21 protein-coding genes and 1 tRNA gene are annotated in these 23,717 nt (G+C 31.6%); 5 read left to right on the forward strand and 17 right to left on the reverse strand.

Annotated elements, in window-relative coordinates; genetic code table 11:
* Positions 1–55: 55 nt before the first annotated feature.
* The 4 genes from ELQ05_RS05750 to ELQ05_RS05765 all read right to left on the reverse strand — a co-directional run bounded on the left by ELQ05_RS05750 (position 56) and on the right by ELQ05_RS05765 (position 2,367).
* Entirely contained in the window at positions 56–574 is a 519-nt protein-coding gene (locus tag ELQ05_RS05750) for a MotE family protein (protein ID WP_002851265.1), read from the reverse strand.
* The gene (locus ELQ05_RS05755) at positions 567–995 is read right to left on the reverse strand and encodes a flagellar export protein FliJ (RefSeq protein ID WP_002880459.1); all 429 of its coding nucleotides are present in this window, start codon (positions 993–995) and stop codon (positions 567–569) included. Before ELQ05_RS05755 ends, ELQ05_RS05750 begins: the two co-directional genes overlap by 8 nt.
* Positions 992–2,242 (reverse strand): adenylosuccinate synthase, encoded by a 1,251-nt coding sequence (locus tag ELQ05_RS05760; RefSeq protein ID WP_052785477.1) that lies wholly within the window; start codon positions 2,240–2,242, stop codon positions 992–994. Before ELQ05_RS05760 ends, ELQ05_RS05755 begins: the two co-directional genes overlap by 4 nt.
* Before the next feature lie 27 nt (positions 2,243–2,269).
* Positions 2,270–2,367 (reverse strand) — tRNA-Sec (locus ELQ05_RS05765).
* Between the two features lie 140 nt (positions 2,368–2,507).
* Here ELQ05_RS05765 and yedE point away from each other — a divergent pair.
* Complete coding sequence (gene yedE / locus ELQ05_RS05770; RefSeq protein WP_070300849.1) at positions 2,508–3,716, forward strand: selenium metabolism membrane protein YedE/FdhT; 1,209 nt, start codon at positions 2,508–2,510, stop codon at positions 3,714–3,716.
* A 3-nt stretch (positions 3,717–3,719) separates the two neighbouring features.
* Positions 3,720–3,947: a sulfurtransferase-like selenium metabolism protein YedF gene (gene yedF, locus ELQ05_RS05775; RefSeq protein WP_088303605.1), complete on the forward strand. Its 228-nt coding sequence runs from the start codon at positions 3,720–3,722 to the stop codon at positions 3,945–3,947.
* Positions 3,948–3,962: 15 nt separating this feature from the next.
* Here the strand turns inward: yedF (ELQ05_RS05775) and putP are convergent, their stop codons facing one another.
* From putP to nspC, 13 genes are all read right to left on the reverse strand, one after another.
* A complete protein-coding gene (gene putP, locus ELQ05_RS05780) occupies positions 3,963–5,432 on the reverse strand; it encodes a sodium/proline symporter PutP (RefSeq protein ID WP_070300851.1) in 1,470 nt (489 codons plus the stop codon).
* 17 nt (positions 5,433–5,449) lie between these two features.
* The gene (locus ELQ05_RS05785; RefSeq protein ID WP_088303606.1) at positions 5,450–8,938 is read right to left on the reverse strand and encodes a proline dehydrogenase family protein; all 3,489 of its coding nucleotides are present in this window, start codon (positions 8,936–8,938) and stop codon (positions 5,450–5,452) included.
* Positions 8,939–9,067: 129 nt separating this feature from the next.
* Positions 9,068–10,090, reverse strand: a complete 1,023-nt coding sequence (selD, locus tag ELQ05_RS05790) for a selenide, water dikinase SelD (protein ID WP_079461991.1) — start codon at positions 10,088–10,090, stop codon at positions 9,068–9,070.
* Between the two features lie 10 nt (positions 10,091–10,100).
* Positions 10,101–10,673, reverse strand: coding sequence for a sulfurtransferase-like selenium metabolism protein YedF (gene yedF, locus ELQ05_RS05795; RefSeq protein ID WP_052785480.1), 573 nt, complete (start codon positions 10,671–10,673; stop codon positions 10,101–10,103).
* Positions 10,674–10,784: 111 nt separating this feature from the next.
* Positions 10,785–12,887 (reverse strand): aspartate chemotaxis receptor CcaA, encoded by a 2,103-nt coding sequence (ccaA, locus tag ELQ05_RS05800; RefSeq protein ID WP_070316795.1) that lies wholly within the window; start codon positions 12,885–12,887, stop codon positions 10,785–10,787.
* Positions 12,888–13,001: 114 nt separating this feature from the next.
* On the reverse strand, positions 13,002–13,739 hold the full coding sequence (locus tag ELQ05_RS05805) for a winged helix-turn-helix domain-containing protein (RefSeq protein ID WP_002855349.1): 738 nt from the start codon (positions 13,737–13,739) through the stop codon (positions 13,002–13,004).
* Complete coding sequence (gene fdhD, locus ELQ05_RS05810) at positions 13,732–14,514, reverse strand: formate dehydrogenase accessory sulfurtransferase FdhD (protein ID WP_070241095.1); 783 nt, start codon at positions 14,512–14,514, stop codon at positions 13,732–13,734. The genes ELQ05_RS05805 and fdhD overlap by 8 nt, the downstream gene beginning before the upstream one ends.
* Positions 14,515–14,680: 166 nt before the next feature.
* Positions 14,681–15,613 (reverse strand): formate dehydrogenase subunit gamma, encoded by a 933-nt coding sequence (locus tag ELQ05_RS05815; protein WP_070241097.1) that lies wholly within the window; start codon positions 15,611–15,613, stop codon positions 14,681–14,683.
* Positions 15,610–16,251, reverse strand: a complete 642-nt coding sequence (fdh3B, locus tag ELQ05_RS05820) for a formate dehydrogenase FDH3 subunit beta (protein WP_002851264.1) — start codon at positions 16,249–16,251, stop codon at positions 15,610–15,612. The genes ELQ05_RS05815 and fdh3B overlap by 4 nt, the downstream gene beginning before the upstream one ends.
* Entirely contained in the window at positions 16,248–19,052 is a 2,805-nt protein-coding gene (locus tag ELQ05_RS05825) for a formate dehydrogenase subunit alpha (RefSeq protein WP_079742596.1), read from the reverse strand. The genes fdh3B and ELQ05_RS05825 overlap by 4 nt, the downstream gene beginning before the upstream one ends.
* The gene (locus tag ELQ05_RS05830) at positions 19,052–19,243 is read right to left on the reverse strand and encodes a twin-arginine translocation signal domain-containing protein (RefSeq protein ID WP_002851537.1); all 192 of its coding nucleotides are present in this window, start codon (positions 19,241–19,243) and stop codon (positions 19,052–19,054) included. Before ELQ05_RS05830 ends, ELQ05_RS05825 begins: the two co-directional genes overlap by 1 nt.
* A complete protein-coding gene (locus ELQ05_RS05835) occupies positions 19,218–19,931 on the reverse strand; it encodes a molecular chaperone (protein ID WP_079860164.1) in 714 nt (237 codons plus the stop codon). Before ELQ05_RS05835 ends, ELQ05_RS05830 begins: the two co-directional genes overlap by 26 nt.
* A 302-nt stretch (positions 19,932–20,233) precedes the next feature.
* A complete protein-coding gene (gene nspC / locus ELQ05_RS05840) occupies positions 20,234–21,382 on the reverse strand; it encodes a carboxynorspermidine decarboxylase (RefSeq protein ID WP_070300854.1) in 1,149 nt (382 codons plus the stop codon).
* Between the two features lie 123 nt (positions 21,383–21,505).
* On the opposite strand from nspC, the gene cueO reads away from it, so the two are divergent.
* Genes cueO through ELQ05_RS05855 form a run of 3 tightly spaced genes read left to right on the forward strand, consistent with a single transcriptional unit; the run spans position 21,506 to position 23,717 of the window.
* Positions 21,506–23,047, forward strand: a complete 1,542-nt coding sequence (gene cueO, locus ELQ05_RS05845) for a multicopper oxidase CueO (RefSeq protein ID WP_134240008.1) — start codon at positions 21,506–21,508, stop codon at positions 23,045–23,047.
* A gap of 1 nt (position 23,048) precedes the next feature.
* Positions 23,049–23,270, forward strand: coding sequence for a MoaD/ThiS family protein (locus ELQ05_RS05850; RefSeq protein ID WP_002779488.1), 222 nt, complete (start codon positions 23,049–23,051; stop codon positions 23,268–23,270).
* Positions 23,271–23,717, forward strand: a complete 447-nt coding sequence (locus ELQ05_RS05855; RefSeq protein ID WP_002932396.1) for a molybdenum cofactor biosynthesis protein MoaE — start codon at positions 23,271–23,273, stop codon at positions 23,715–23,717.

A 23,717-nucleotide genomic window follows, 5' to 3' on the forward strand; every position in this document is an offset into this window, starting at 1 on the left:
GCTTATTTTTGGTAAAAGAATGTTAAAAATGAAAAATTTTCATTCTTTTAATCACCTAATTACTAGCATTATTATCTAAATTTTTCAAAAGCAAAGTAAGCTCGCTAGCTTTTTTTGGATCCATTTTAGATAAAACACCTGAAATTTTACGCGATTCCAAAGAAAGCATTATTTTACTTGCATCCTCTGCATCCATTTGACTTAAAACATCTGCAATGGCTGCATCTTTCATTTGGGAATAAATTTCTTTAACCCTACCTTGAGTTTTATCATTGATTGAATTTAAAATCTTTTGTTGCTCTTCTACAAGCCTTGCGTTTTCAAGCTTTAATTCTTCAATTTTTGCTAAAGTTGCATTAACCTCAGCCTCTTTTTTTTCTAAATTTTCAAGCCTTTCTTTTTGCAAAGCTTCAAAAGAGGCTTTATAAGCTTCTAAAGATTGTCTTGCTTCATCAAATTCTCTAGTTTGCAATTCAATTTGAGCTTTTCTAGCTTCAAAATACTGCTCACAATCTTGTTCAGCTCCAAAAACTACACTTGAAATAAAAACTAACAATATAAATTTTTTAATCATCTTTTTCCCCTTTGAAAAAACGACTGATTGCAATTTCATCTAAAAATTTTTCTTCAGCCTTCGCAAGTTCTTTTTGTTTTTGTTTAATTTCTTCAGTTTCCAAAGCCTTCATTTTTTCATAATCTAAATGCGCTTTTTGATATAAAAACTGATAATGATTCATTTCTTTTTTAGAAAGTTCTACTTTCTCCTTAGCTCTTGCCAAAGCCTCGCGTCCTACTTGCGCCATACTTAAATTTGATCTTAATTCTGCTATAGATCCTGATTTTGGCAATACGCCTAAACTTTCACACTCTTGGCGTGAAAGTTCATAAGCTTTTTCATGTTCAAGCTGTCTTTGTTTGGCTTGATTAAGATTTGATTCTGCTTTATCAAGTTGTTGTTTTCTTACTTTTACAACAGAATTATATTTACTTTTCATAAGATGATAGTATCATCTCTTTCAGGGCTAGTGGAAATATACTTTACTTTAACCCCTGCAAGCTCTTCAAGTCTTGCTATATATTTTTTAGCATTTTCTGGCAATAAATCATAATCTTTTATACCAAAAACTTTATCCCAACCATCCATTTCTTCATAAATAGGTTGAACATTTTCTAAATCACTTGGTATATAGTCGATTTCCATACCCTTATATTCATAAGCACGACAAATTTTTATCTTTTCAAAACCATCTAAAACATCAAGCTTCATCAAAGATAAAGCATCAAGACCATTAAGCCTTGCTGTATATCTTACAGCAACCGCATCAAACCATCCACAGCGTCTTGTACGTCCAGTGCTTACGCCAATTTCTTTTCCAATTTGCGCAATTTTTTCTCCATCTTCGCCCTTATCCTCAGTAGGAAAAGCTCCATTTCCCACACGCGTTGCATAAGCTTTTACAATACCTATAATATTTCCCGCTTCTTTAGGATTTAACCCAAGTCCTGTTAAAGCGCCTGCTGAAATAGTACTTGAACTTGTAACATAAGGATAAGTTCCATGATCAATATCAAGCATAGAACCCTGAGCTCCTTCTAAAAGCACTCTTTTATCTTCATCTAAAGCCTTCCAAAGCATTCTTGTAGTATCTGTAATATAAGGAGTTAAAATTTCATTAAAGCGTTTTAAATCAGCAAGCAATTCTTCAGCACTTGGAATTTCAATTTCAAGCATTTCAAAAAAAGTTTTATTAGCTTCAAAATCTTTCATCAAAGCCTCACAAAGTCTTTGTGGTTCTAAAAGCTCTCCAACTCTATGTCCCGTACGATTAATCTTATCTGCATAAGAAGGTCCTATACCCTTACCTGTTGTTCCTATGGCATTTTTGCCTTTGAGTTTTTCTTTTGCAATGTCTATTAAAGAATGATGTTTTAAATTTAAATGAGCTCTATCACTGATATATAATCTACCTTTTAAATTTTCAAATTGAGCCATTTCAGCAATCAATACTTCAGGAGAAACCACAACTCCATTTCCGATAATATTAATACATCTTGGATGCAAAACTCCACTTGGCATAAGATGAAGCGCATATCTTACACCATTTACCCAAATCGTATGTCCTGCATTGTGTCCACCTGCACTTCTGCAAACAAAATCATAATTTTCACATAATTTATCAACTACCTTACCTTTTCCTTCATCGCCCCATTGAATGCCGACAATAATATCTGCTTTGCTCATAAAAATTTCCTTGATTTTACTTAATATTGGCGAGAAGATGAGAGAATCGAACTCCCCAAAGAATAGTCAACTATCCTTTCATCTGATTTGAAGTCAGTGGCGATCACCAGATACGCTAATCTTCCAAAGTGATAATTATAGCGATTTTTAATGAAAAACAAAATAAATTTATCAATATTCTTTTTGACTTCATATTAAATTTAAGCTATAATCTCACTCTTTTTTTAGCATCAAGTTTTGATGATTACATTTTTAGGATCTTTCTTTGAATTCTTTTAAACAAAAATATTTAATCAATTTTTGGGACAATTCCCGTTCTATGATTGCACTTGGAATTTTAAGTGCAGTGTATTTTGGGATTTTTGGTGGCGTTTGGGCTGTTACTGGAGAAATGACGCGTTGGGGTGGTGAATTTTTAGAACTTTTAGGTATGAATTTAGATGGGTATTCTTATTACCAAAAGCAAAATTTAAATGGAACCCCTTTAACAAGAACTGATGGTATTATGCTCATAGGTATGTTTATAGGTTGTTTAGTAGCCGCACTTTTAGCTAACAAAGTCAAATTTCGTCTACCTGCTAGCAATATAAGAATTTTTCAAGCAATAGTAGGTGGAATTCTTTCAGGATATGGAGCAAGACTTGCATTTGGATGCAATTTAGCTAATTTTTTTACAGGTTTACCTTATTTTTCTTTACACACTTGGCTTTTTACTGTTTTTATGGTTTTAGGAATTTATCTAGGAGTGAAAATTTGCAACACTTCCTTTTTTAAACCTAAAGCTAAATTAGAACGGGTAAATAAAGAAAACTTGCCGCTAAACAAGCAAAGTTTGCGTACAAAACTATATTTTAACTTAGGTATATTACTTTTCATAGCCTTTTTAGTTTGGGTGTTTTATCTTGTTTTTACAAACGGCAATATCAGCACACAAAACAAACAAAGCCTTCTAGCTTTAGCGCTGATTTTTGGTTTTGTTTTTGGCTTTGTTATTTCTAGAGGGCAAATTTGTTTTACTTCTTGCTTTAGAGATTTGTTTTTATTTGGTAGAGATAATGCTATAAAAGGCGCATTAATCAGTATGATTATCGCCTCTTTAATCGCTTTTGCTTTTATCTTGCAAGGTCATACTAGCAAACTCATAGAACTTTCTCCTGCTGTAGCTGTAGGAGCATTTTTGTTTGGTTTTGGTATAGTTTTTGCCGGAGGTTGTGAGTGTGGTTGGGCTTATCGTGCCTTTGAAGGACAAAGTCATTTTATGATAGTAGGAATTGCAAATATAATAGGAACTATGATTTTAGCTTTAAGTTACGACTTTTTACCAAAAGCTTTTAAAGAAGGTATAAAAATCAATCTTTTAACTGAATTTGGAAATTTAAATGGATTTTTTATCAACCTTATTTTATTCATCTTGATGTTTGTTTTTGTAGTATTTTACAAAAAACACTTCTTTAAAAATCAACTTAAAGGATAAACAGTGAAAATTACTTATAGTTTAAATTTACAAGGTGAAGCTTGTCCTTATCCTGCTATAGCAACACTTGATGTCTTACCTAAGCTTCAAAGCGGAGAAATTTTGGAAGTGCTTTGTGATTGCCCACAAAGTATCAATTCCATACCTCAAGATGCAAAAAACCGTGGTTTTAAAGTGCTTGAAATCGATCAAAGTGGACCCATGCTAAGATTTTTAATACAAAAGCCTTAAAAAAGGCTTTTGTTCTCAAAGCTCTTTTAACATCTTTTCATAAGCTGTCTTAGTTCCAGATCTTACATTTGTAAACAAACTTGCAATAATAATCACCACCGAAGCTGCTAAAAACCCTGGAACTATTTCATAAAGACCTGAATTTGCAAAATTCTTCCAAAGCACCACAGTAGCAGCTCCTGTTATCATACCTAAAATCGCTCCTACTCTTGTCATCCTACTCCAAAATAAAGAAAAAAGCATTACAGAACCAAAAGAAGCTCCAAATCCGGCCCATGCATAAGAAACTATACTCAAAACACTTGAGTTTTTATCAGTAGAAATCAAAAACGCTATTACAGCTACTAGTAAAACACCTAATTTACCTAAATTTAATACAACATGACTTGGCGCATCTTCTCTAAAAATCTTTTTATAAAAATCTTCCGCTATAGTAGAACTTGAAACCAGCAATTGTGAACTTGCTGTACTCATAATAGCTGCTAAAATAGCACTGAGTAAAATACCTGCTATCCAAGGATTAAATAAAAGCTGCGACATCACGATGAAAATCTTTTCAGGATCTTGCAAACTTAATTCAAATTTATGCACATAAGCTATGCCCAAAATACCTATCATACAAGCACTTAAAAGACAAACCGCCATCCAAGCAATACCTATAAAAGTGGCCATAGGAATATCTTTAGTAGAACGAATCGACATAAAACGCACTAAAATATGTGGTTGACCAAAATAACCCAAACCCCAAGCAAGTGCAGATATAATGCTTATAACTCCTACTCCTTCGCCCATAGATAAAGCTTGTGGCTTTATTTCTCTTACTATATTCACCGCTTCACCAAAGCCACCTAAATGATAAAGCATAACCAAAGGTACAATAATTAAAGCCATCATCATTAAAAGCCCTTGTATCATATCCGTCCAACAAACCGCCTTGTATCCGCCTAAAAAAGTATAAGCAACAATAATAATCGTTCCAGTAGTTAAAGCATAATCATATCTGATACCAAAAGTACTTTCAAAAAGTTTTGCTCCACTTACAAGCCCTGATGAAACATAAAAGGTAAAAAATATCAAAATTACCACCGCACATACGATGCGTAGTATATGTTTATCATCATCAAAACGAGTTTCAAAATAATCAGGAATAGTCAAAGAATTTGCAATCACACTGGTATAAATTCTAAGTCTTTTTGCCACAAAAATCCAATTTAAACTAGCTCCTATAGTAAGCCCAATTGCAATATAAGAATCTATAAAGCCACTTACATATAAAGCTCCTGGTAATCCCATTAAAAGCCAACCACTCATATCAGAAGCCCCTGCGCTAAGCGCAGATATCACAGGCCCCATAGTACGCCCACCTAGAAAATAATCCTCTGAATTTTTATTTTGTTTATAAAAATAAAAACCTATATAAAGCATTAACAAGGCATAAGCTACAAACATCACTGCTATTGGGGTATTAATTTGAACTACTTCCATCAATCTCTCCTTGATCATTAAGATATTGCTCTAATGCCTAAATTTCCATAGCGATGAAAAGATATACTTAAAGCTTTTTCATTAAAATAATTTAAAAGTTCAAAACGACCATTTAACAATGGCTTTTCTCTTATGATGATTTTAGCAAGCTTTGCAGCCTCTTTATAAATCTCATCATTTACATCTGGTTTTGCTAAATAACGCACTCTTTCATATTCTTTAATACTCTTGATAAAATTTTCTTTATTTTCTTTTAAAAATAATACTTTTACTCCTATGCTTTGAACAATTCGTTCTATCATACTAATATCTTGCTTATCATAACTGATACTTAGATCAATATTTGCAATATTTGCACCTAAAATCACCCCTAAAACATCTTTTAAGCTTTCATTTCCACAAAGTCTTAAAACCATATTCTTTATTTTAGTATAAGAAAAAAGATTATCTTCTCCACGTATATTGACATAATCTTTTGAAACACTAAACTCATTTTTATAATGATAAGCATAAGATTGAGACATTTTAATTAAATCGTTCATAAAATCTTGTGCTTCTTTTAAATCTATTTGTGCTAATTTTTTTGAAAATTTATCTTCAATTAAATGATCATCAAAATCTTCTTGCTTAATCTCTAAAAATTGAGTGATATAATTATAAATTCCCACTTTTCTACCCAAACCTATGGCTGATTTTTTAACCCCTCCAAAAGGTTGACGCAGCACTATAGCCCCTGTGGTTGGTTTGTTGATATAAATATTTCCTGCTTCTATGTGAGTGTGAAAATACTCCCATTCTCTTTCATCTAAGCTTTCAAAACCTGCAGTTAAACCATAACCTGTGGAATTTACTATATCAATAGCTTCTTTTAAGTCTTTAGCCTTCATCACGCTTAAAATCGGTACAAAAAGTTCATTCATATGAGTAAAATCACCCTTTTTAGTGCCATATTTTATACCTGGAGTCATCAAATAAGGATTATTCTCTAAAAACTTAGGTTTTAATGCCCATTCTTCATAAGGTTGTAATTCATCTAAGGCCTTTTGAACTTTAGAACTTGGCTTATCAGCTAAAGTACCCAATTTATTTTTAAATTCAAAAGGATTACCCACTGCCATAGAACTTGCAGCATCTACTAAAGTCTTTTTAAATTCTTCATCATGATAAACTTCTTCTTCTAAAACTAGCAAAGAAGTAGCTGAACATTTTTGACCGCTATTGCTAAAAGCAGAATGAATGATATTTTTAATCGCACTATCACGATCAGCAAATTTAGAAACTATAGTCGCATTCTTTCCGCCCGTTTCAGCACTTAAAAGCAAGGTTGGATTAGCTTTTAACATAGCATAAGCAGTATCCTCCCCTCCTGTAAGAATTGAAAATTTAATCGCTTCATCAACAAGTAAATATTTAGAAATATCACTTCCTTTTGAAGGTAAGAAAATCAAAGCGTCTTTTGGAATACCTGCATCCCAAAAACACTTACAAAGCATATAACCTGTTAGAGTTGAAAGTGAAGAAGGTTTGTAAATCACCACATTACCTGCAGCTAGTGGTGCAGCTATGGTGCCCACTGAAATCCCTATAGGAAAATTCCAAGGAGCTATGGTAACCCCTATGCCCTTAGGTGTGAATTTAACTTTTGGATTTTGTTTTTTAAGCTCTTCTAAAGAGTGCGGATAAAACTCTATAAAATCAATAGCCTCACTTACTTCAGGATCGATCTCTAAAAAGGTTTTGCCCACTTCTAAAGCTGCCAAACCTATCAAATCCCCTCTTCTTTCTCTCATAAGTTTTGCACTTTTAGCTAAAATTTGATAAATTTCATCATGACTTTTTTGTGTAAATTTGGAATTTTTAGCTACTTCTAAAGCTTGTTTGATTTCTTTTTCTCCGGCTAAATAAGCCTTTCCTATCACTCTATCTTCAATCTTATCTTTAACTTCTAAAACATTTAAATTTTCTGCTTTAAAATCAAGCTCACCTATAACAGGATAAACATCATAATCTTTTAAATTTTCATATTTAGCTTTAATTTCTTTAGCCCATGCTCTATTTTGCGCTAAAATAAAATCCGTATCACTTTCGTTGCTAAATTTTTTACTTTCATAGGAACTTATGATATTTGATTCTTTATTTCTATCTTGCTTACGATGTGTAGTATTATCAAGAGTTTTTATGCCTTCTAAAGATTTTAAAAAAAGTTCTTTTTGGATATTCCAGTTTTTATCTCCTACTTTAAGATTGAAAAAATAACGCATAAAATTATCTTCACTTGTATTTTCATCAAGGCGTCTTACAAGATAAGCAATGGCATTGTTAAAATGTGCTTCATCGCAAACTGGGGCATAAAGGATTAAATCATGCATTTTAGATAATTCATAAGAACATTGCAAACTCATACCTTCAAGCATTTCAAAAGTAAAAGAATCTAAAGCACCCGCTTCACTTATGCGTGTATAAGCATAAGCAATCTCAAAGATATTATGACTTGCAATTCCTATGTTGATGTATTTATAATTATCTCCTTCAAGAATAAAATCAAGCATTTTATTATAATTGCTATCAGTATCTATTTTTTTGTAAAAAGTAGGAAGCTCCCAGCCTTTTTGAGATGCAATAGTTTCTTCACTTTCCATATTAGCACCCTTAACAAAACGGATCTTAATAGGCTTCATACCTTTTAAAACCCTCTCTTTTGAAAAAGCAAAAAGTTTTTTAAGATACTCATAAGAATCAGGAATATAAGCTTGCAAAACAATCCCCGCTTTAATATCAAATTTAGCCACACTTTCCATAAAAGCTGCAACAGTAAGTTCTAAATCTCTAAATTCTTCCATATCAAGATTGATAAATTTAGATACACCTTGTTTTTTCTCTTCTTCTAAGGCTAAAGCATAAAGATAATCTAGTCTTTTTACTACCTCTTCTTTGGAATAATCAAAATCTATAATATTAATTTGTGAAAAAATCGTAGTAATTTTTATGGAAATATAAGTGATATAACTTGATTTTAAAGCCTCTTCATATTTTTGCATACGATATTTACTCTCAGCTTCACCTAAAACCTCTTCGCCGATTAAATTCACATTTAAGGTAATTTTATCTTGCTCTTTTCTTTTGTTAATGTGCGGTTCTAAAACACTAGGATTTGCATCTAGAACCATAGCTTTAGTATCTTCTCTTAAATGTTTGACAAAAAAAGGTACACTTAAATTAGGAGCAAATTTGCCAAAATTTAAAAAGCTAAAAAGTAGGAATTTTTCAAAAGTGCTAAAAAAATCCGCTATGCCATATTTACTCAAAGTATATTCTATAAGCTCAAAACTTGCATTTTTATCTTTACATCTAAAAGAACGATCTAAAAGTTCTATAAGCATAACTTTATTTTTGGGATTATTAAGAAGTTTTTGCATTTTAGCATGAAATTCTTTTTCAGAATTTGAAATATTGACTTCTATTTGTCCTTGCAATTCTTCAGCTAAGGCTAAAGCTTTTTGTATCATTTTATATCTCCTAAGATAAAATAAATTTTAATAGATAATATATAAATAAGATAAAAATAATATTTTAAATCATAGAAAATGTATAAAAAATGATAAAAAAAATTTTAATGGGTATATAAGTAACAAAAATTAAGAAATGATAATATCATTTTCTTGCTTATTTACAACCTTGGCAATAATTTTAGCTTGAATATTTTCATCTTCTAGTTTTTTTAAACATTCTAAGGATTCTTTTTCACTTATAGAAATCAAAAGTCCTCCTGAAGTTTGCGGATCACAAAGTAATAATTTTTCTTCATTTAAATCAGGGATAAGTTCTTTTATAAATTCTAAATTTTTATAAGCTCCAGCAGGAATTAAACCCATATTAAAATACTCTTTTACTCCATCTAAAAAAGGAAGTTCACTTTCAAAAATTTCAAAAGAAATATTTTTATTTAGCATTTCTTTTAAATGTCCTAAAAGTCCAAAACCTGTGACATCACTCATGGCACTTGGATGAAATTTAAGAACAATTTGACTGGCTTTATAATTTAACTCCATCATACTTTTAAGCATTATATCTAAATGTTTTTGATTTAACATTTGCGCCTTTAAGGCTGTGCTTAAAATTCCCGTTCCTAAAGGCTTGGTTAAAATGATACAATCTCCAACTTTAGAAGTATTATTAGCAATAAATTGACTAGGATGTATTTTTCCTGTAACACTAAGTCCAAAAAAAAGCTCAGTGCTTTCTATAGTATGACCACCCACAACTAAAGCATTGCATTCTTGAACCTTATCATTTGCGCCCTCTAAAAGCTCTTTTAAGATATTTAAATCATGATTACAAGTATCAAAACCTACTATATTTAAGGCATTAATCACCTCTGCACCCATAGCAAAAACATCGCTTAAAGCATTTGCTGCAGCAATAGCACCAAAATGATAAGCACTGTCTACTATAGGAGTGATAAAATCAAGCGTTTGCACCAAAGCTAAATCGGGACTGATTTGATATACGCTTGCATCTTCATTATTTCCGATATCACTAAGTAAAGCAGGGGTTTTTTGCATGAAATTTAAAATTGTTTTAAGACCACCCGGGCTTAATTTCGCTGCTCAGCCTGCTGCTTTAACAAAATGGGTTAAATTTTGATTTTTATATTGCAGTATTTTTCCTTTACAAAGTAATAATTTTTGCTTTACCAAAAAGCTCGTTTAAAATTTCATATGCGTTACCTATATTTCCTATTTTAAGCTCTTTGCTTTTATTAAAAAATTCTAGACAAGCTCCACAACTTATGATCTCGATACCTAAATTTTCAAGTTCTTTCATAGCTAAATGTGCTTTATGATTTTCATCAACATTGATTAAAACACTTTCATTTACGCAAAGAATTTTACTTGGAGCATGATCTAAATTTTTTAAGGTACTTAAAAATCCTACAAGTAAATTTTGTCCCAATTCACCCTCACCCACTTTGTCAGTTTTTAAAAATAAAACATTATAATCGTGAATATTTACTTCACTAGAATTAAAATTATTTTTTTGTACTTTGATGCAAAACTCTTGTGCATTTTCATCTACAACAGGGTTTAAATTTAAAGAGTTAAGAAATTTTACAACATTATTTTTTGAAATAATAGAATTTAAAACGATTTCTAAAATTTCATTTTCCTGAAGTTTTTCAAGAGCGTTTTTTGTTTCAACTATAGGCTGAGGACAAGAAAGATTGCGACAATCAATTTTCATTATTTTTCCTTAATATTAGCTTTGGAAAATAATATTATTTTATTACTTGTTTTGTGTTTAAAAATTTTAAATAATATAGAAAAAATTTAAAAGCTCAAAAATGAGCTTTTTTTAAAATCTTTTTTTATTCACATCTTCAAGAATTGCTGCAGCAATTTGATTGACTTCATTTGTTATATTATTGGTGACATTTGCAACTTCGACATTTTCCTTAGTTACAGTTTCAAGTTGCGCTATAGCATCGTTAATCTGTGTGATTCCTGCTGTTTGTTCTTTTACAGATTCTGCTACTTCATTTACGCTTTGAACAAGTATATTAATATTTGCCTCAATTTCAGATAAGGATTTTCCTGTTCTTTCCGCAAGCTGTCTTACCTCATCTGCAACAACTGCAAAACCACGCCCATGTTCTCCAGCACGTGCAGCTTCAATAGCTGCATTTAAAGCAAGAAGATTCGTTTGCTCAGCGATATCTTTAATCACATTGACAATATTTTTTATATCATCAGCTTGCGAAGCAACCTCAACTGTTTTTCCACTTACATTTTGCATAGAAGAATTAATCTCCTCTACAGCTGCAGCCGATTGTTCTAAAGAACTCGCTTGCGCATTAGAGCCATCAGCAAGTTTTTGCATAGAATTTTTTAACTCTTCTGACTGATTGGCTAAATCTTTAGCAAAATTGGAAGAAGCTACAAGCATCTTTTTAATTTCTTTACCTAAAATATTAGTTGTAATCTCGACTTCGCCTTTAGCATCAAATACTTCTGTGCTAAAATCAAGCGCTTTATAACTATCAAAAACTCTATTAATTTCATTCATATTAGAACCAATTTTACTTTGCAAAACATCAAGCATTCTATTAAGAACATTTTTAAGTTCTACTAATTGAGGATTTATAGGATTTTTAGTAATTCTTGCAGTTAAATTACCTTTTTCGATTTCTCTAGCAGTTTGCACTGATTCATCTACAGCATTTTGATCTTGTTCTAAAGATATTTGAATCTTTTCAATATTTTCATTTATGATTCTACCCATTGCCCCTAATTCATCATTAGCTCGAATTTTAATTAATTTGAGCTCAATTTTTTCATGATTTAAGAAACGGAAAAAAGATTCTAAAGAATTAAGAATAATTGGTAATCTTGTTGCAACAATTTTTCTTACACAATAATAAACCACTCCTAAAACAACAAAAATAAAAATCAAAGATGCACTGATAATAATTAATTGTAATTTTTTCAAAGGTTCAAAAACTGAATATTTAGGGGCTGTTACCAAAACTGTCCAAGAACTATCTTGCACTTTAAAACTATTAATCGCGGCATAAGAATCATCACCATCAAAAGCTATATAGTTAAAAACTCCATTTTTTCCTTCGCTCATAGCCTTATAAGTCTCTTGTGCACCTTTATTAGGATTGATATCTTTTAAATTTTTTAAAACCAAATTTTTATTAGGGTGAATCGCGACAAATCCATCGGAATTTAAAAGAACTCTTAATTCTCCATCATATTTTTGACTCTTAGGATCTAAAAGATAAGTAGCAATAGCCGAAAAATCCAAAGTCATACCGATAACACCTACAACTTGATTCTTTCGGTCAAATATAGGCATAGCAATATTTACAGCATCAAAATCTTGACCTTCTAAATTCATCCTAATAGGACGTCCTATATATACTTTATTTTCCCCATATTTTGCTTTTTTTAATATATCTTGCACAACTTGTAAATTAGCTATTTCATCACTAGCTTGTATTGCTTTTATCCCGCCTTTGCTATCTTTTTCTTCATCAACATAAAGCATAACAAATTTTCCACTTTGAGTATTGAAAAATTTACTCTCCTCTTTAAAATATTCTGGCGGATCGATAAGATACAAATAAGTAAAATTAGAATAAGCACTATTATCAAAAGTATTGGTTATAATATTTGTTATACTATCTATATCTAAATTTTCTTTTGAAGTTGATCTAAACATTTCTGTTAAAGTACCTGAAATACTTTTATTTAAAGCAATCATTTCCCCAAAAATTCCTTGAGTTTGGGTAGCATATTCTTTCGTGATAGAAGCTAGAATATCTTCTGTGTTTTTGGTAATATTTTGACTTACTTGTTTTGTGATTAATGAGATTAAAATAATAAGCCCAATAACAACAACAGTTGCTACAGAAAAAATAAGTTTTAAACCTATATTTAAAGATTTAAACATCTTAATAACTCCTAAAAAATAAAATTTTGGATTTTATATTTTAACATATTTTTTAAAAAAATACCATTAATTAATTATAAAAATATTATGTATTAGTATTTTTTGATAGAAGATTTATTTTTTTCCTTTTAAAAACAATTCTTTAAAGCGTTTATTAGCGTATTCTTCTATGTCCTTTTGCAAAATAGAGTAATTTTCCATTAATTCCAAAGCTCTAGGAGTAAGTTTTGTTCCTGATTCTTTAGAGCGTCCTTGTCGTGTGCTAACTAAAATTTCTTGAGAATTTTTTTGTAAGGTTTGTAAATGCATCCAAGCTTTTTTATAATTAATCCCCATAAGTTTAGAAGCATGCAATAAACTACCTGTTTGTCCGATAAGCTCTAAAAGTTCTGTTTTTCCTCGTCCAAAAAGCAAATCTCCATCCGCATTTTCAATCCAAGTTTTTGTTCTTACTATAAATTGCTTACCTTTTTTTTCTTTAAAACAACCAAGTTGACAATACTTTACATCAACCTTATAAGCTTTTAAAGCTGAACGCATACTTTTAAGTCCACAACCTTCTTTAGCAATATCTCTTGCATCTTTACAAAAAATTCTACGCTTTTCATCTAAACTAGGTTCTATTTTTTTAAGCACTTCAATCTTTGCTTTTTCAAAATCTAAATGTCCAAATTGCCCCAACTCGCAATTATCAATTCTCATGTGATTTTCATCGGCTAATTGTCCGATTTTTTCTATATTTACATTAAATTTCTTTGCAATTTTAAAAGCCGTACCACAATCTAATTTTTCATTACTATTTAACAATTCTCTCATGTATGAGATGATTTCTTTTTCTTGGTTTTTATCCATGAATTCTAAATTCTCCACTATAAATATTGATCTTATTTTCTCTAGCAAAACCACAAAGCGTTAAATCAAATTTTCTTGCTATCATAACTCCTAAACAAGTAGGAGCCGTGCGTGAAACAAGGACTGGAATTTTATGCATAACTGCTTTAGCTACCATTTCAGAACTTAGCCTTCCACTAACCATTAAAAAACATTGACTTAAATCAACCCCAGCTAAACATGCTTTTCCTAAAGCTTTATCTATGGTATTATGTTGAGCTATATCTTCACCTATAAAAAAAGTTTTCTCATTTACAAAAAGCTTAGCCGTATGCACACAGCCTGTTTTCTCATAAAGCTCACATTGAGTATAAAAAGTACTCATTTGTTTTAAAATTTCATCTTTGCTAAATTTTGCATCAGAACTAATTTTACTCGCTTCAATGGCTTCTAAATCGATATTTGCAGTATGTGCTCTACCACAACCACTTATAACTACGCCTTCAGCATTAAGCTTTGCTAAATTTTCTTTATCAATCTTTGCTTTGATATACACACTCATACCATCATCTTTTGTTTCTATGTTCTCAATATCGCTTACTTTTGCAATGATATTTTCGCTCATTAAATACCCTATTGCTAATGCCTGTTCATCTACAGGAGTTGCCATTAAAGCACCTACTTTTTCATCATTAATAAAAATTTCAAGCTTAATTTCACGCACTAAAGTATCATCGCATGTAAAAGATTCATCACCTTTATATTTTAAAATCTGAGTTGTAAATAATGGATCCATACCTTATCCTTTAAATATCTTTAAATAATATTATATCAAAAAAACATAAATAACAAATTTATATATGGAAAAATAGATTTTAGATTCAACTTGTAAAATAAAATTCGTTCTATTTATTTCAAAAAAGCTTAAAACTACCGCTATGCAATAACATAGCGGTTAAAGATTAAATTTTCACATTAGGATCATAAGAAAAATTAGGTTCAATTTGTTTTTTACTACTTAATTCTTTATACCAATAAGAATGTAAAATATAAACCTCTTCTTCCTCTTTATAACCACTAATCATAGAATGGATACTGCCTTTGATTGCAAATACTGCCATATAAATATGCACACCAAAAAATACTGCACACACTATACCCAAGAAATTATGCACTATAGCTGAAATTCTTAAAAGTTCAATTTGAGTTAAACCAAAAAGACCTTGAATTGCCGTGGAATTAAAATCAAGAAAATACATAAATCCACCTGTAATTATCATCAAAAATCCACCAAAAACAGCAATATAATACCAAGATTTTTGACCAAAATTAAACTTACCTGCAGGTACAGGACGTTTTACTTTGCTTAAATAACCACCTACTATCATCATCCATCTGATATCATAACTTGCAGGAAGCATTCTTTTAATCCAGCATAAAAACATAGGGATTATAGAGATGATAAATAAAACCGTTGCAAAAGCGTGTAAATTTTTACAAACTCTTACAAAAAGTCCACCTCCAAAAGTCGCCCCAAACATCATCACAAAGCCAGTTGGCACTAAAATCACCCAAGAAATTGCCGCGATAAAATGAAAAAGTCTTTCAAATAATGTAAAAGCATAAATTTTCTTTCCATCGTGTGAAAATTGTTTAGGTCCTATAACCATATAATGCAAAGCAAATGCAGACAACACGGCAATAACAGCAATTAAAGCTATAGTAGCTATATATTCACCTTGCAAAGTTGTCCAAAGTTTGCCAAAAGTTTCATAATTTGAGATATTTGTAATACGATGAAAATCCCAAATTTGAGTATCTTGTCCCATTCTCTCACTACCATAAGCAAATAAACTTACTACGCTTAATAAAAGCGTTGCAAATACTTTTCTCATAAGCGCTCCTTTCCTGTGTAAGCAATCTTCCATTCCAAACTTTCCGAAGGATTTGGAATGCCATAATTTCTATTCATAAGTCTATTATGATAAATCTCTTCTATTTTAGAACTTTCGCCTACTAAAAGTGCTTTTGTTGAACACATCGCAGCACATACAGGAACTTTACCTTCTGCAATACGATTTTGACCATAAAGTTCTCTTTCTTTTTCTGAATTTGTTGCTTCAGGGCCACCTGCACACATAGTACATTTATCCATAATGCCTTTATTTCCAAAAACACTATCTTTTGGAAATTGTGGTGCGCCAAAAGGACAAGCATAAAGACAATATCCGCAACCTATGCAAATTTCTTTATCATGCAAAACAATACCATCAGCACGGATATAAAAACAATCCACAGGACAAACGATAGAACAAGGAGCATCATCACAATGCATACAAGAAATAGAAGTTGAAACTTCTTTTCCTTGAATTCCTTCATTTAAAGTAATCACACGGCGACGGCGAATGTGAATAGGAAGCTCATGTGCTTCATCACAAGCTACCGCACAACCATTACAATCAATACAACGCTCATTATCACAAAAGAATTTCAAGCGTTCTTTTTCCAAATTTGCAAAATTTACCTTACTCATTTTCCATCCTTACTGATTCTACAAAGCCCACCTTTAGTCTCTGGAATCTGACACATAATATCATAACCATAATTTGTTACCGTATTAGCACTTTCTCCGCTTGCATAAGGCTTAGTTCCTTCTGGGAAGTTATGTGTTAAATCCACACCTTGCATTACCCCTGTAAAATGGAAAGGTAAGAAAATCATATCTTTTGCTACACCTGGATTAACCTTCACTCTTACATGAATTTTAGTACCCTCTGGAGAATGCACCCAAATCATATCTCCTGCTTTAATGTCTTGCTCTTTTGCTAATTCAGGATTGATCTCACAAAACATTTCAGGTGTTAAACGCGTTAGATACATAGATGCTCTATTTTCCATACCCGCACCATTTAAATTCACAAGTCTTGCAGTAACAAGATTAAGCGGGAATTCTTTAGAATAATCCTTAGCTTGTTGCACAGAAACAAATTTAGTATCCACGCGATAAAGTGCTTTTTGATCTTCAAAACTTGGATATTTTTGTACCAAATCGTTTCTTGGAGAATGTAAAGGCTCACGGTGGAGTGGAATTTTATCTTTAAAAGTCCAAACTACAGCTCTAGCTTTAGCATTTCCATAAGGAACTATGCCTTTTTCTATACATTTAGTTGCTATGATATTGCTATCATCATAAGACCAAGTTGATCCCATTTTTTCTTTTTCTTGGGCACTTAAAGTAATGCCTAAAACTTTTTCTATATTATCCTTAGTAATTTGTGGATAACCTGTATCAATAGGCGAATTTAAAGGTGCATTTTTAGCAAGTAAACTCTCTCCTTCATACTCAAGTCCAAAATTGTTTCTAAAGCCCATACCACCTTTTGCTACTTCAATGTCGGTATTATAAAGTACAGGAGAACCTGGGTGTTTATCACTCCAACAAGGCCAAGGAAGCCCGTAATACTCGCCAGCAACTTCGTCTTTTCCTTCTAAAGTTACCTCATCAAATTTATCCCAGTATAAAGTATGCTTTTTAAGCCTTTCAGGACTCCAACCATTAAGCCCTATACTTCTAACTGCTTTTGCAATTTCTCTTGTTGCATTTTCAGGCCAAACGATCTCACCTTTTTCATCGCGTAAAGTCTTGGTAAAGTCTTCATAAAAGCCTAATTTTTTAGCAAGCTCAAATAAAATTTCTTGATCTTCCATGCTTTCATAAAGTGGATCTACAACTTTAAATCTCCATTGTCCGCTACGATTTGTTGCTGTTACACTTCCGCTTGTTTCAAACTGTGTTGCTGCAGGTAAAAGATAAATTCCATCTTTTCTTTCTGCGATAATCCCTGCTTCATTTACAAAAGGATCAGCCAAAACTAAAAGCTCTAAAGCTTCTAAACCTTCTTTAACCTTAGCTTGTTGTGCGGTTGAAGTGATACCATTTCCCATAACTACTAAAGCTTTTAAAGGCGTTCCTGCATTATCGATAGCATCATTGCCATCTTTTCCATTTAAAGCTGCTGCCCACCATCTAGCAAGTGAAAGTCCGGTTTTATGCATCCAATCTTTACTTACAAAATTTCCTAAAAGCCACTCATAATCTACGCCCCAAATTTTGGCATAGTATCTCCAAGTCGCTTCATTTAAAGGATAATAACCAGGTAAATTTTCGCTTAAACAAGCCATGTCCGAAGCACCTTGAACATTATCGTGTCCGCGTAAGATATTAACTCCGCCGCCAAATTTACCTATATTTCCAAGTACCATTTGTACAATAGGTGCTAAACGCGTATTTGAAGTTCCTACGGTATGTTGAGTTAAACCCATAGCCCAAATAAGCGTAGTTGGTTTATTTTTAGCTACTTCGTGAGTAATTTGCACTAAAAGTTCTTTAGAAATTCCTGTAACATTTTCTACTTCTTCAGCTGTCCATTTTGCTGCTTCTTCACGAATTTTATCGATTCCAAAAACTCTTTCATCGAGATATTTTGTATCTTCTAAACCTTCATCAAAGATAATTTTTAGCATTCCATACATGAAAGCAATGTCAGTTCCCGGACGAATTCTTGCATAAATATCTGCCTTAGCTGCACTTTTTGTAAATCTAGGATCTACAACAATAAGCTTTGCGCCTTTTTCTTTTGCTTTTAAGAAATGTCTAAAACCCACAGGGTGATTTACCGCTGGATTTGCCCCAATGATAATGATACATTTACTTCTTTGAATGTCTCCAAGATGGTTTGTCATAGCGCCATAACCAAATGTATTCGCCACACCGGCGACTGTTGCGCTGTGTCAAATTCTAGCTTGATGATCTACATTGTTCGTTCCAAAAAACGCTGCAAATTTACGCACATAATAAGCTTGTTCATTGCTCATTTTTGCAGAACCTAAAAACATAACACTTTCAGGATTTTCTTTACGATAAGCAGCTAGTTTTTCTCCAATCTCACTTAAAGCTTGCTCATAACTTATGCGTTTCCATTCTCCATTTTCTTTTTTCATAGGATATTTTAAACGCACATGCGAACGCACCATATCGATCATATCAGATCCCTTGCAGCAATGTCCACCTGAACTCACAGGATGATCTTGAGCAATTTCTTGACGCACCCAAACACCATTTTGCACTTCTGCAATAATCCCACAGCCTACAGAACAGGCTGTACAAACTGTTTTTACTTTTTTACTACCTTCGTACGCTTCTTTAAGCTCATCAGCACTCGCTTCTCTTAAAGTTTCACTTCTAGCAAGCAACGGTGTTGCTAGGCTTGAAAGTGCTGCCATTTTAAGAAAAGAACGACGCGTAAGCTTGATATTTTCACCTACACTTGACATTACTCAGCCTTTATATAATAATTTTCCCAATTAGCACTTCTTTGAAAAAGCACTTCTTTTTTCTTACTTTTACCTTTAACTAAATCTTTTCTTTCTTCATCTTTAGCTAGAGCTAAAGTCGTACTACCAAGCACTCCAGCAGCCCCTAAGGCAAAAGCGGATTTTTTAAGAAATTCCCTGCGATTTTTCACGAGTCCTCCTTTGTTTATTTGCTTCTCTTCTTAAAAATTCTGAACGCGATAGATCGTTTTGCACTTTTTTAGAATTTATTTTTACAGGTTTTTCTACTTCAAAGCAAAATCTTTCAAATTCCATAAAAGCCAATGCAATACTTGAAATTTCCTTGTATAAATTCGCATTTTTATTCATGAAAACATCACCTAAAAACTCATCGATGTTTTTATTGATCACTTTTTCAAAAAGTTCTTTGGCTAAATCATCTTCATTTTGCCTTAAAAATTCACTCATCAACAATAAACAAAATCCAACACTATCTTCACTTTCTTTAAAAAATTTTTCATTGCGTCTTATTTTACTTTTGACTAAAATTTGACGCACACAAAGTAAAGGATTTGAATTTTCAAAACCTTCTTCTATGTAAGAAAAAGTCGTTGGAATGCTATTTTTAAGACTTAAAAAAAGCAAATCATATTCTTTAAAAAATGCTTGTATAGAATTTTCATCATCTAAATGCTTGAGCAAGATATCAAAATTTGATTTTAAATTTTCATCAAATAAACATTCTTGCATTGTCTTTAAATACTCTTGTAATTTTGACAATCTTTCTTCAGAAAATGAAAAAACAAAAAGCTCTCCTAGACATTGATAATAAAGACTTCTAGCTAATCTTAATTTTTCCAAATCCATTAAAGCCTCCATGCATTCAAAATTTTCAAAAATAGCTTTAAATTTTGCTTGAATGAATATTATGCAAAATATACCTAATATTCATTTTAAAGCCGATTTTTAAATCGATTTATCTTAATACTATTTGATTTAAAAATCACTGAATTTCAATAAAATTCTATAAGGACTTAAAATCTTAAAAAATCATACCAAAGTATTAAAAATTAGATATTTAAGTTGATTTTATATTTGAAAAAATAAAATACTTTGTATAAAATTTATGTCTTTGATTTTTTCCAAGTAAAATTAACATTTTATGCAAATTATAAATAATACTAATTTCTTAAAGAATAATCCTTATAAGAAAATTCTCTTATCATTTGAAGTTCATTTTTATGGTCTAAAAGCATAAGATTTGGAAGTCTTATACCATTAAAAGTTGTGTTTTTCACAATGGTGTAATGAATTTGATCTAAAAAAACAATTTTATCGCCGATTTTAAGCTTTTTATCAAAGGCATATTCTCCCATTACATCACCTGCTAAACAAGTATTTCCAGTAAGCAAATAAGCAAATTCGTTTTCTTTTAAGTCTGAAATTTTTTCATTTTCTCTTGTGGCTAAAATTCTAGCATTTAAAACTTCACTTGTATAAGGCATGATGATAGTATCTGGCATATGCGCTTCGCTTGAAGTGTCTAAAATAGCAATTTGCTTTTCATTTTCTATGATATCTACTACACTAGCCACTAAATTTCCTGTTTGCCAACCTACCGCTTCACCTGGTTCAAGATAAACTTGCACGCTATATTTATCACTGAAATTTTTACACAAAGCAATAAGTTTTTCAACATCATAGCCTTTTTTAGTGATGTGATGTCCTCCTCCAAAATTCACCCATTTCATTTGCCCTATCCATTTGCCAAATTTCTCTTCAAAAACCTTTAAAACAGCTTCTAAAGCATCAGCACTTTCTTCGCAAAGTGCGTGAAAATGAAGTCCTTCTATAGCATTTAAATCCACATTTTCAAAATCTTTAGCACGAATTCCAAGTCTTGAGTATCTTCCACAAGGATTGTAAAGTTCTTTTGGAGCTAGAGAAAATTCAATATTACAACGAAGGCCTAAGGAATTTTTTTGTGTTTTGCTTTGAAATTTATGAAATTGAGCTAAAGAGTTAAACACTATATGATGAGATAAACTGGCTATTTCACCTATTTCATCTTCTTTAAAAGCAGGAGAATAAGTATGAATTTCTTTATCCATGTATTCTTTAGCAAATTTTGCTTCCCAAAGTCCGCTACAAGTACAACCTTTTAGATATTCTCCGACAATTTTCATCGCTCCTGAAAAAGCAAAACCTTTTAAAGCTAAAAGCACTTTAGCACCACTTTTTTCGCCAACACTTGCTAAAAGCTCGCAATTTTTTCTTAATTTATCTTCTTCTAAAATATAAGCTGGGGTTTGAATATTTTCATAAAACATTATTTTTCCTTGATTAAATTGCTAAAATCATAACAAAATTAAACCAAATTTTCAAAATAAATATTTACTAAAACTAAAAAAATAATGACTATAATACAAAAAATCAAGCAAAAGGAAAAACTAATGAATAGAAGAAATTTTTTAAAATTTAATGCACTTACTCTAGCAAGTATGGGTGTAGCCTATGCAAATCCTATGCACGATATGCACTCCATGCATAAAAATCATTCTATAAATCATGACTTAGATACTTCTTTTATAAACTTTGCTCCAAAAAATTTAAAGCTTTTAGATCCAAAACAATTCCCCCAAGGAGAAATTTTAAAAGCCTTGCCTTTACTCAAAAATGAAAGTAAAGAAAAAAATATTTTTCGTGCTACCCTAGAAATCAAAGAAAATTATATAGAGCTTATCAAAAGTAAAAAAACCTTATTTTATACTTACAATGGTCTAGTACCTGCTCCAAAAATAGAAGTTTTTGAAGGAGATAAACTTGAAATTTTAGTCAAAAATAAACTCAAAGAAGCTACAACTATACATTGGCATGGCGTTCCTGTGCCACCTGATCAAGATGGAAGCCCACATGATCCTATCTTAGCAGGAGAAGAAAGAATATATCGTTTTGAAATTCCTCAAGATAGCGCAGGAACTTACTGGTATCATCCACACCCTCATTATACCACTTCTAAACAAGTTTTTATGGGTTTAGCAGGGGCTTTTGTGATCAAAGCAAAAAAAGATGCTTTAAGTCATTTAAAAGAAAAAGATTTGATGATTAGCGATTTGCGTCTTGATGAAAACGCTCAAATTCCAAACAACAACCTAAATGATTGGCTAAATGGTAGAGAAGGAGAATTTGTACTCATCAATGGACAATTTAAACCTAAAATCAAACTCGCCACAAACGAACGCATACGCATTTATAATGCTACTGCGGCAAGATATTTAAATTTACGCATACAAGGAGCTAAGTTTATACTTGTTGGTGCTGATGGTGGACTTATAGAAAAAGCTATTTACAAAGAGGAACTTTTCTTAAGTCCTGCTTCTCGCGTAGAAGTTTTAATCGATGCTCCAAAAGATGGAGAATTTAAGCTAGAAAGTGCTTATTATGATAGGGATAAAATGATGGTAAAAGAAGAACCTAATACCCTATTTCTAGCCAATATTAGCCTAAAAAAAGAAAATTTAGAACTTCCAAAAAATTTAAAAATTTTCAAACCTTTAGAAGAGCCTAAGGAATTTAAAGAAATAATCATGAGTGAAGATCATATGCAAATGCATGGTATGATGGGAAAAAGTGAAAGCGAATTAAAAATCGCTCTTGCGTCTATGTTTTTAATCAATGGTAAAAGCTATGATTTAAAACGCATTGATTTAAGCTCCAAGCTTGGAGTAGTTGAAGACTGGATAGTGATAAATAAATCTCACATGGATCATCCTTTCCACATACACGGCACGCAATTTGAACTCATCTCATCAAAACTCAATGGCAAAGTTCAAAAAGCCGAATTTAGAGCCTTAAGAGATACTATAAATGTGCGTCCTAATGAAGAGTTAAGACTTAGAATGAAACAAGATTTTAAAGGACTTAGAATGTATCATTGCCATATTTTAGAACATGAAGATTTAGGAATGATGGGAAATTTAGAAGTAAAGGAATAAAATGGTAAAAGTGGAATTTTTAGGCCCTATAAATAAAGAAAATTTAGAACTTGAAGTAAAAAATTTAAAAGAATTAAAAGAAATTTTGCAAAAAGATGAGAGTTTAAAAGAATGGCTAGAACTTTGTGCCGTATCTTTAAACGATGAAATCATTTTTGATGAAAACACTAAGTTAAAAGATGGTGATAAAATAGCACTTTTACCGCCAGTTTGTGGGGGTTAAATGAAACATTTTACACTCTATCAAGGTTCTTTAGATATTCCTAAAATTTATAGCCAATGGTATGAATTTGCCAAGAATAAAAACTGCGGTGCTTTGCTGACTTTTTGTGGTATTGTGCGTGAAGAAGGAGGCATTGAGGCACTTAGTTTTGATATTTATGAACCGCTTTTAAAAAAATGGTTTGATGAGTGGCAAAAAAGAGTAGATTTTGATGGTATTAGCTTGCTTTTTGCTCACTCTATAGGCGATGTGGCGGTTCATGAAAGCTCTTATTTTGCAGGAATTTTAAGCAAACAAAGAAAATTAGGACTTAAACTCCTTAATGAATTTGTTGAAGATTTTAAAGCAAGCGCACCCATTTGGAAGTATGATGTGATAAACAAAGAAAGAATTTATGCCAAAGAAAGATCAACCAAACTTTGCGGTGCAGGACTTTTAAAAGGATAA

Origin of the sequence: Campylobacter sp. US53, assembly GCF_004378995.1 — a bacterium.
GTDB classification, from domain to species: Bacteria; Campylobacterota; Campylobacteria; order Campylobacterales; family Campylobacteraceae; genus Campylobacter_D; species Campylobacter_D jejuni.

Excerpts from the sequence above, each read along its gene's own strand:
- ELQ05_RS05750 (WP_002851265.1), bottom strand. The coding sequence starts at position 574 with ATGATTAAAAAATTTATATTGTTAGTTTTTATTTCAAGTGTAGTTTTT.
- ELQ05_RS05755 (WP_002880459.1), bottom strand. The coding sequence starts at position 995 with ATGAAAAGTAAATATAATTCTGTTGTAAAAGTAAGAAAACAACAACTT.
- ELQ05_RS05760 (WP_052785477.1), bottom strand. The coding sequence starts at position 2,242 with ATGAGCAAAGCAGATATTATTGTCGGCATTCAATGGGGCGATGAAGGA.
- putP (WP_070300851.1), bottom strand. The coding sequence starts at position 5,432 with ATGGAAGTAGTTCAAATTAATACCCCAATAGCAGTGATGTTTGTAGCT.
- ELQ05_RS05785 (WP_088303606.1), bottom strand. The coding sequence starts at position 8,938 with ATGATACAAAAAGCTTTAGCCTTAGCTGAAGAATTGCAAGGACAAATA.
- yedF (WP_052785480.1), bottom strand. The coding sequence starts at position 10,673 with ATGAAAATTGATTGTCGCAATCTTTCTTGTCCTCAGCCTATAGTTGAA.
- ccaA (WP_070316795.1), bottom strand. The coding sequence starts at position 12,887 with ATGTTTAAATCTTTAAATATAGGTTTAAAACTTATTTTTTCTGTAGCA.
- ELQ05_RS05805 (WP_002855349.1), bottom strand. The coding sequence starts at position 13,739 with ATGGATAAAAACCAAGAAAAAGAAATCATCTCATACATGAGAGAATTG.
- fdhD (WP_070241095.1), bottom strand. The coding sequence starts at position 14,514 with ATGGATCCATTATTTACAACTCAGATTTTAAAATATAAAGGTGATGAA.
- ELQ05_RS05815 (WP_070241097.1), bottom strand. The coding sequence starts at position 15,613 with ATGAGAAAAGTATTTGCAACGCTTTTATTAAGCGTAGTAAGTTTATTT.
- fdh3B (WP_002851264.1), bottom strand. The coding sequence starts at position 16,251 with ATGAGTAAGGTAAATTTTGCAAATTTGGAAAAAGAACGCTTGAAATTC.
- ELQ05_RS05835 (WP_079860164.1), bottom strand. The coding sequence starts at position 19,931 with ATGGAGGCTTTAATGGATTTGGAAAAATTAAGATTAGCTAGAAGTCTT.
- nspC (WP_070300854.1), bottom strand. The coding sequence starts at position 21,382 with ATGTTTTATGAAAATATTCAAACCCCAGCTTATATTTTAGAAGAAGAT.
- cueO (WP_134240008.1), top strand. The coding sequence starts at position 21,506 with ATGAATAGAAGAAATTTTTTAAAATTTAATGCACTTACTCTAGCAAGT.
- ELQ05_RS05850 (WP_002779488.1), top strand. The coding sequence starts at position 23,049 with ATGGTAAAAGTGGAATTTTTAGGCCCTATAAATAAAGAAAATTTAGAA.
- ELQ05_RS05855 (WP_002932396.1), top strand. The coding sequence starts at position 23,271 with ATGAAACATTTTACACTCTATCAAGGTTCTTTAGATATTCCTAAAATT.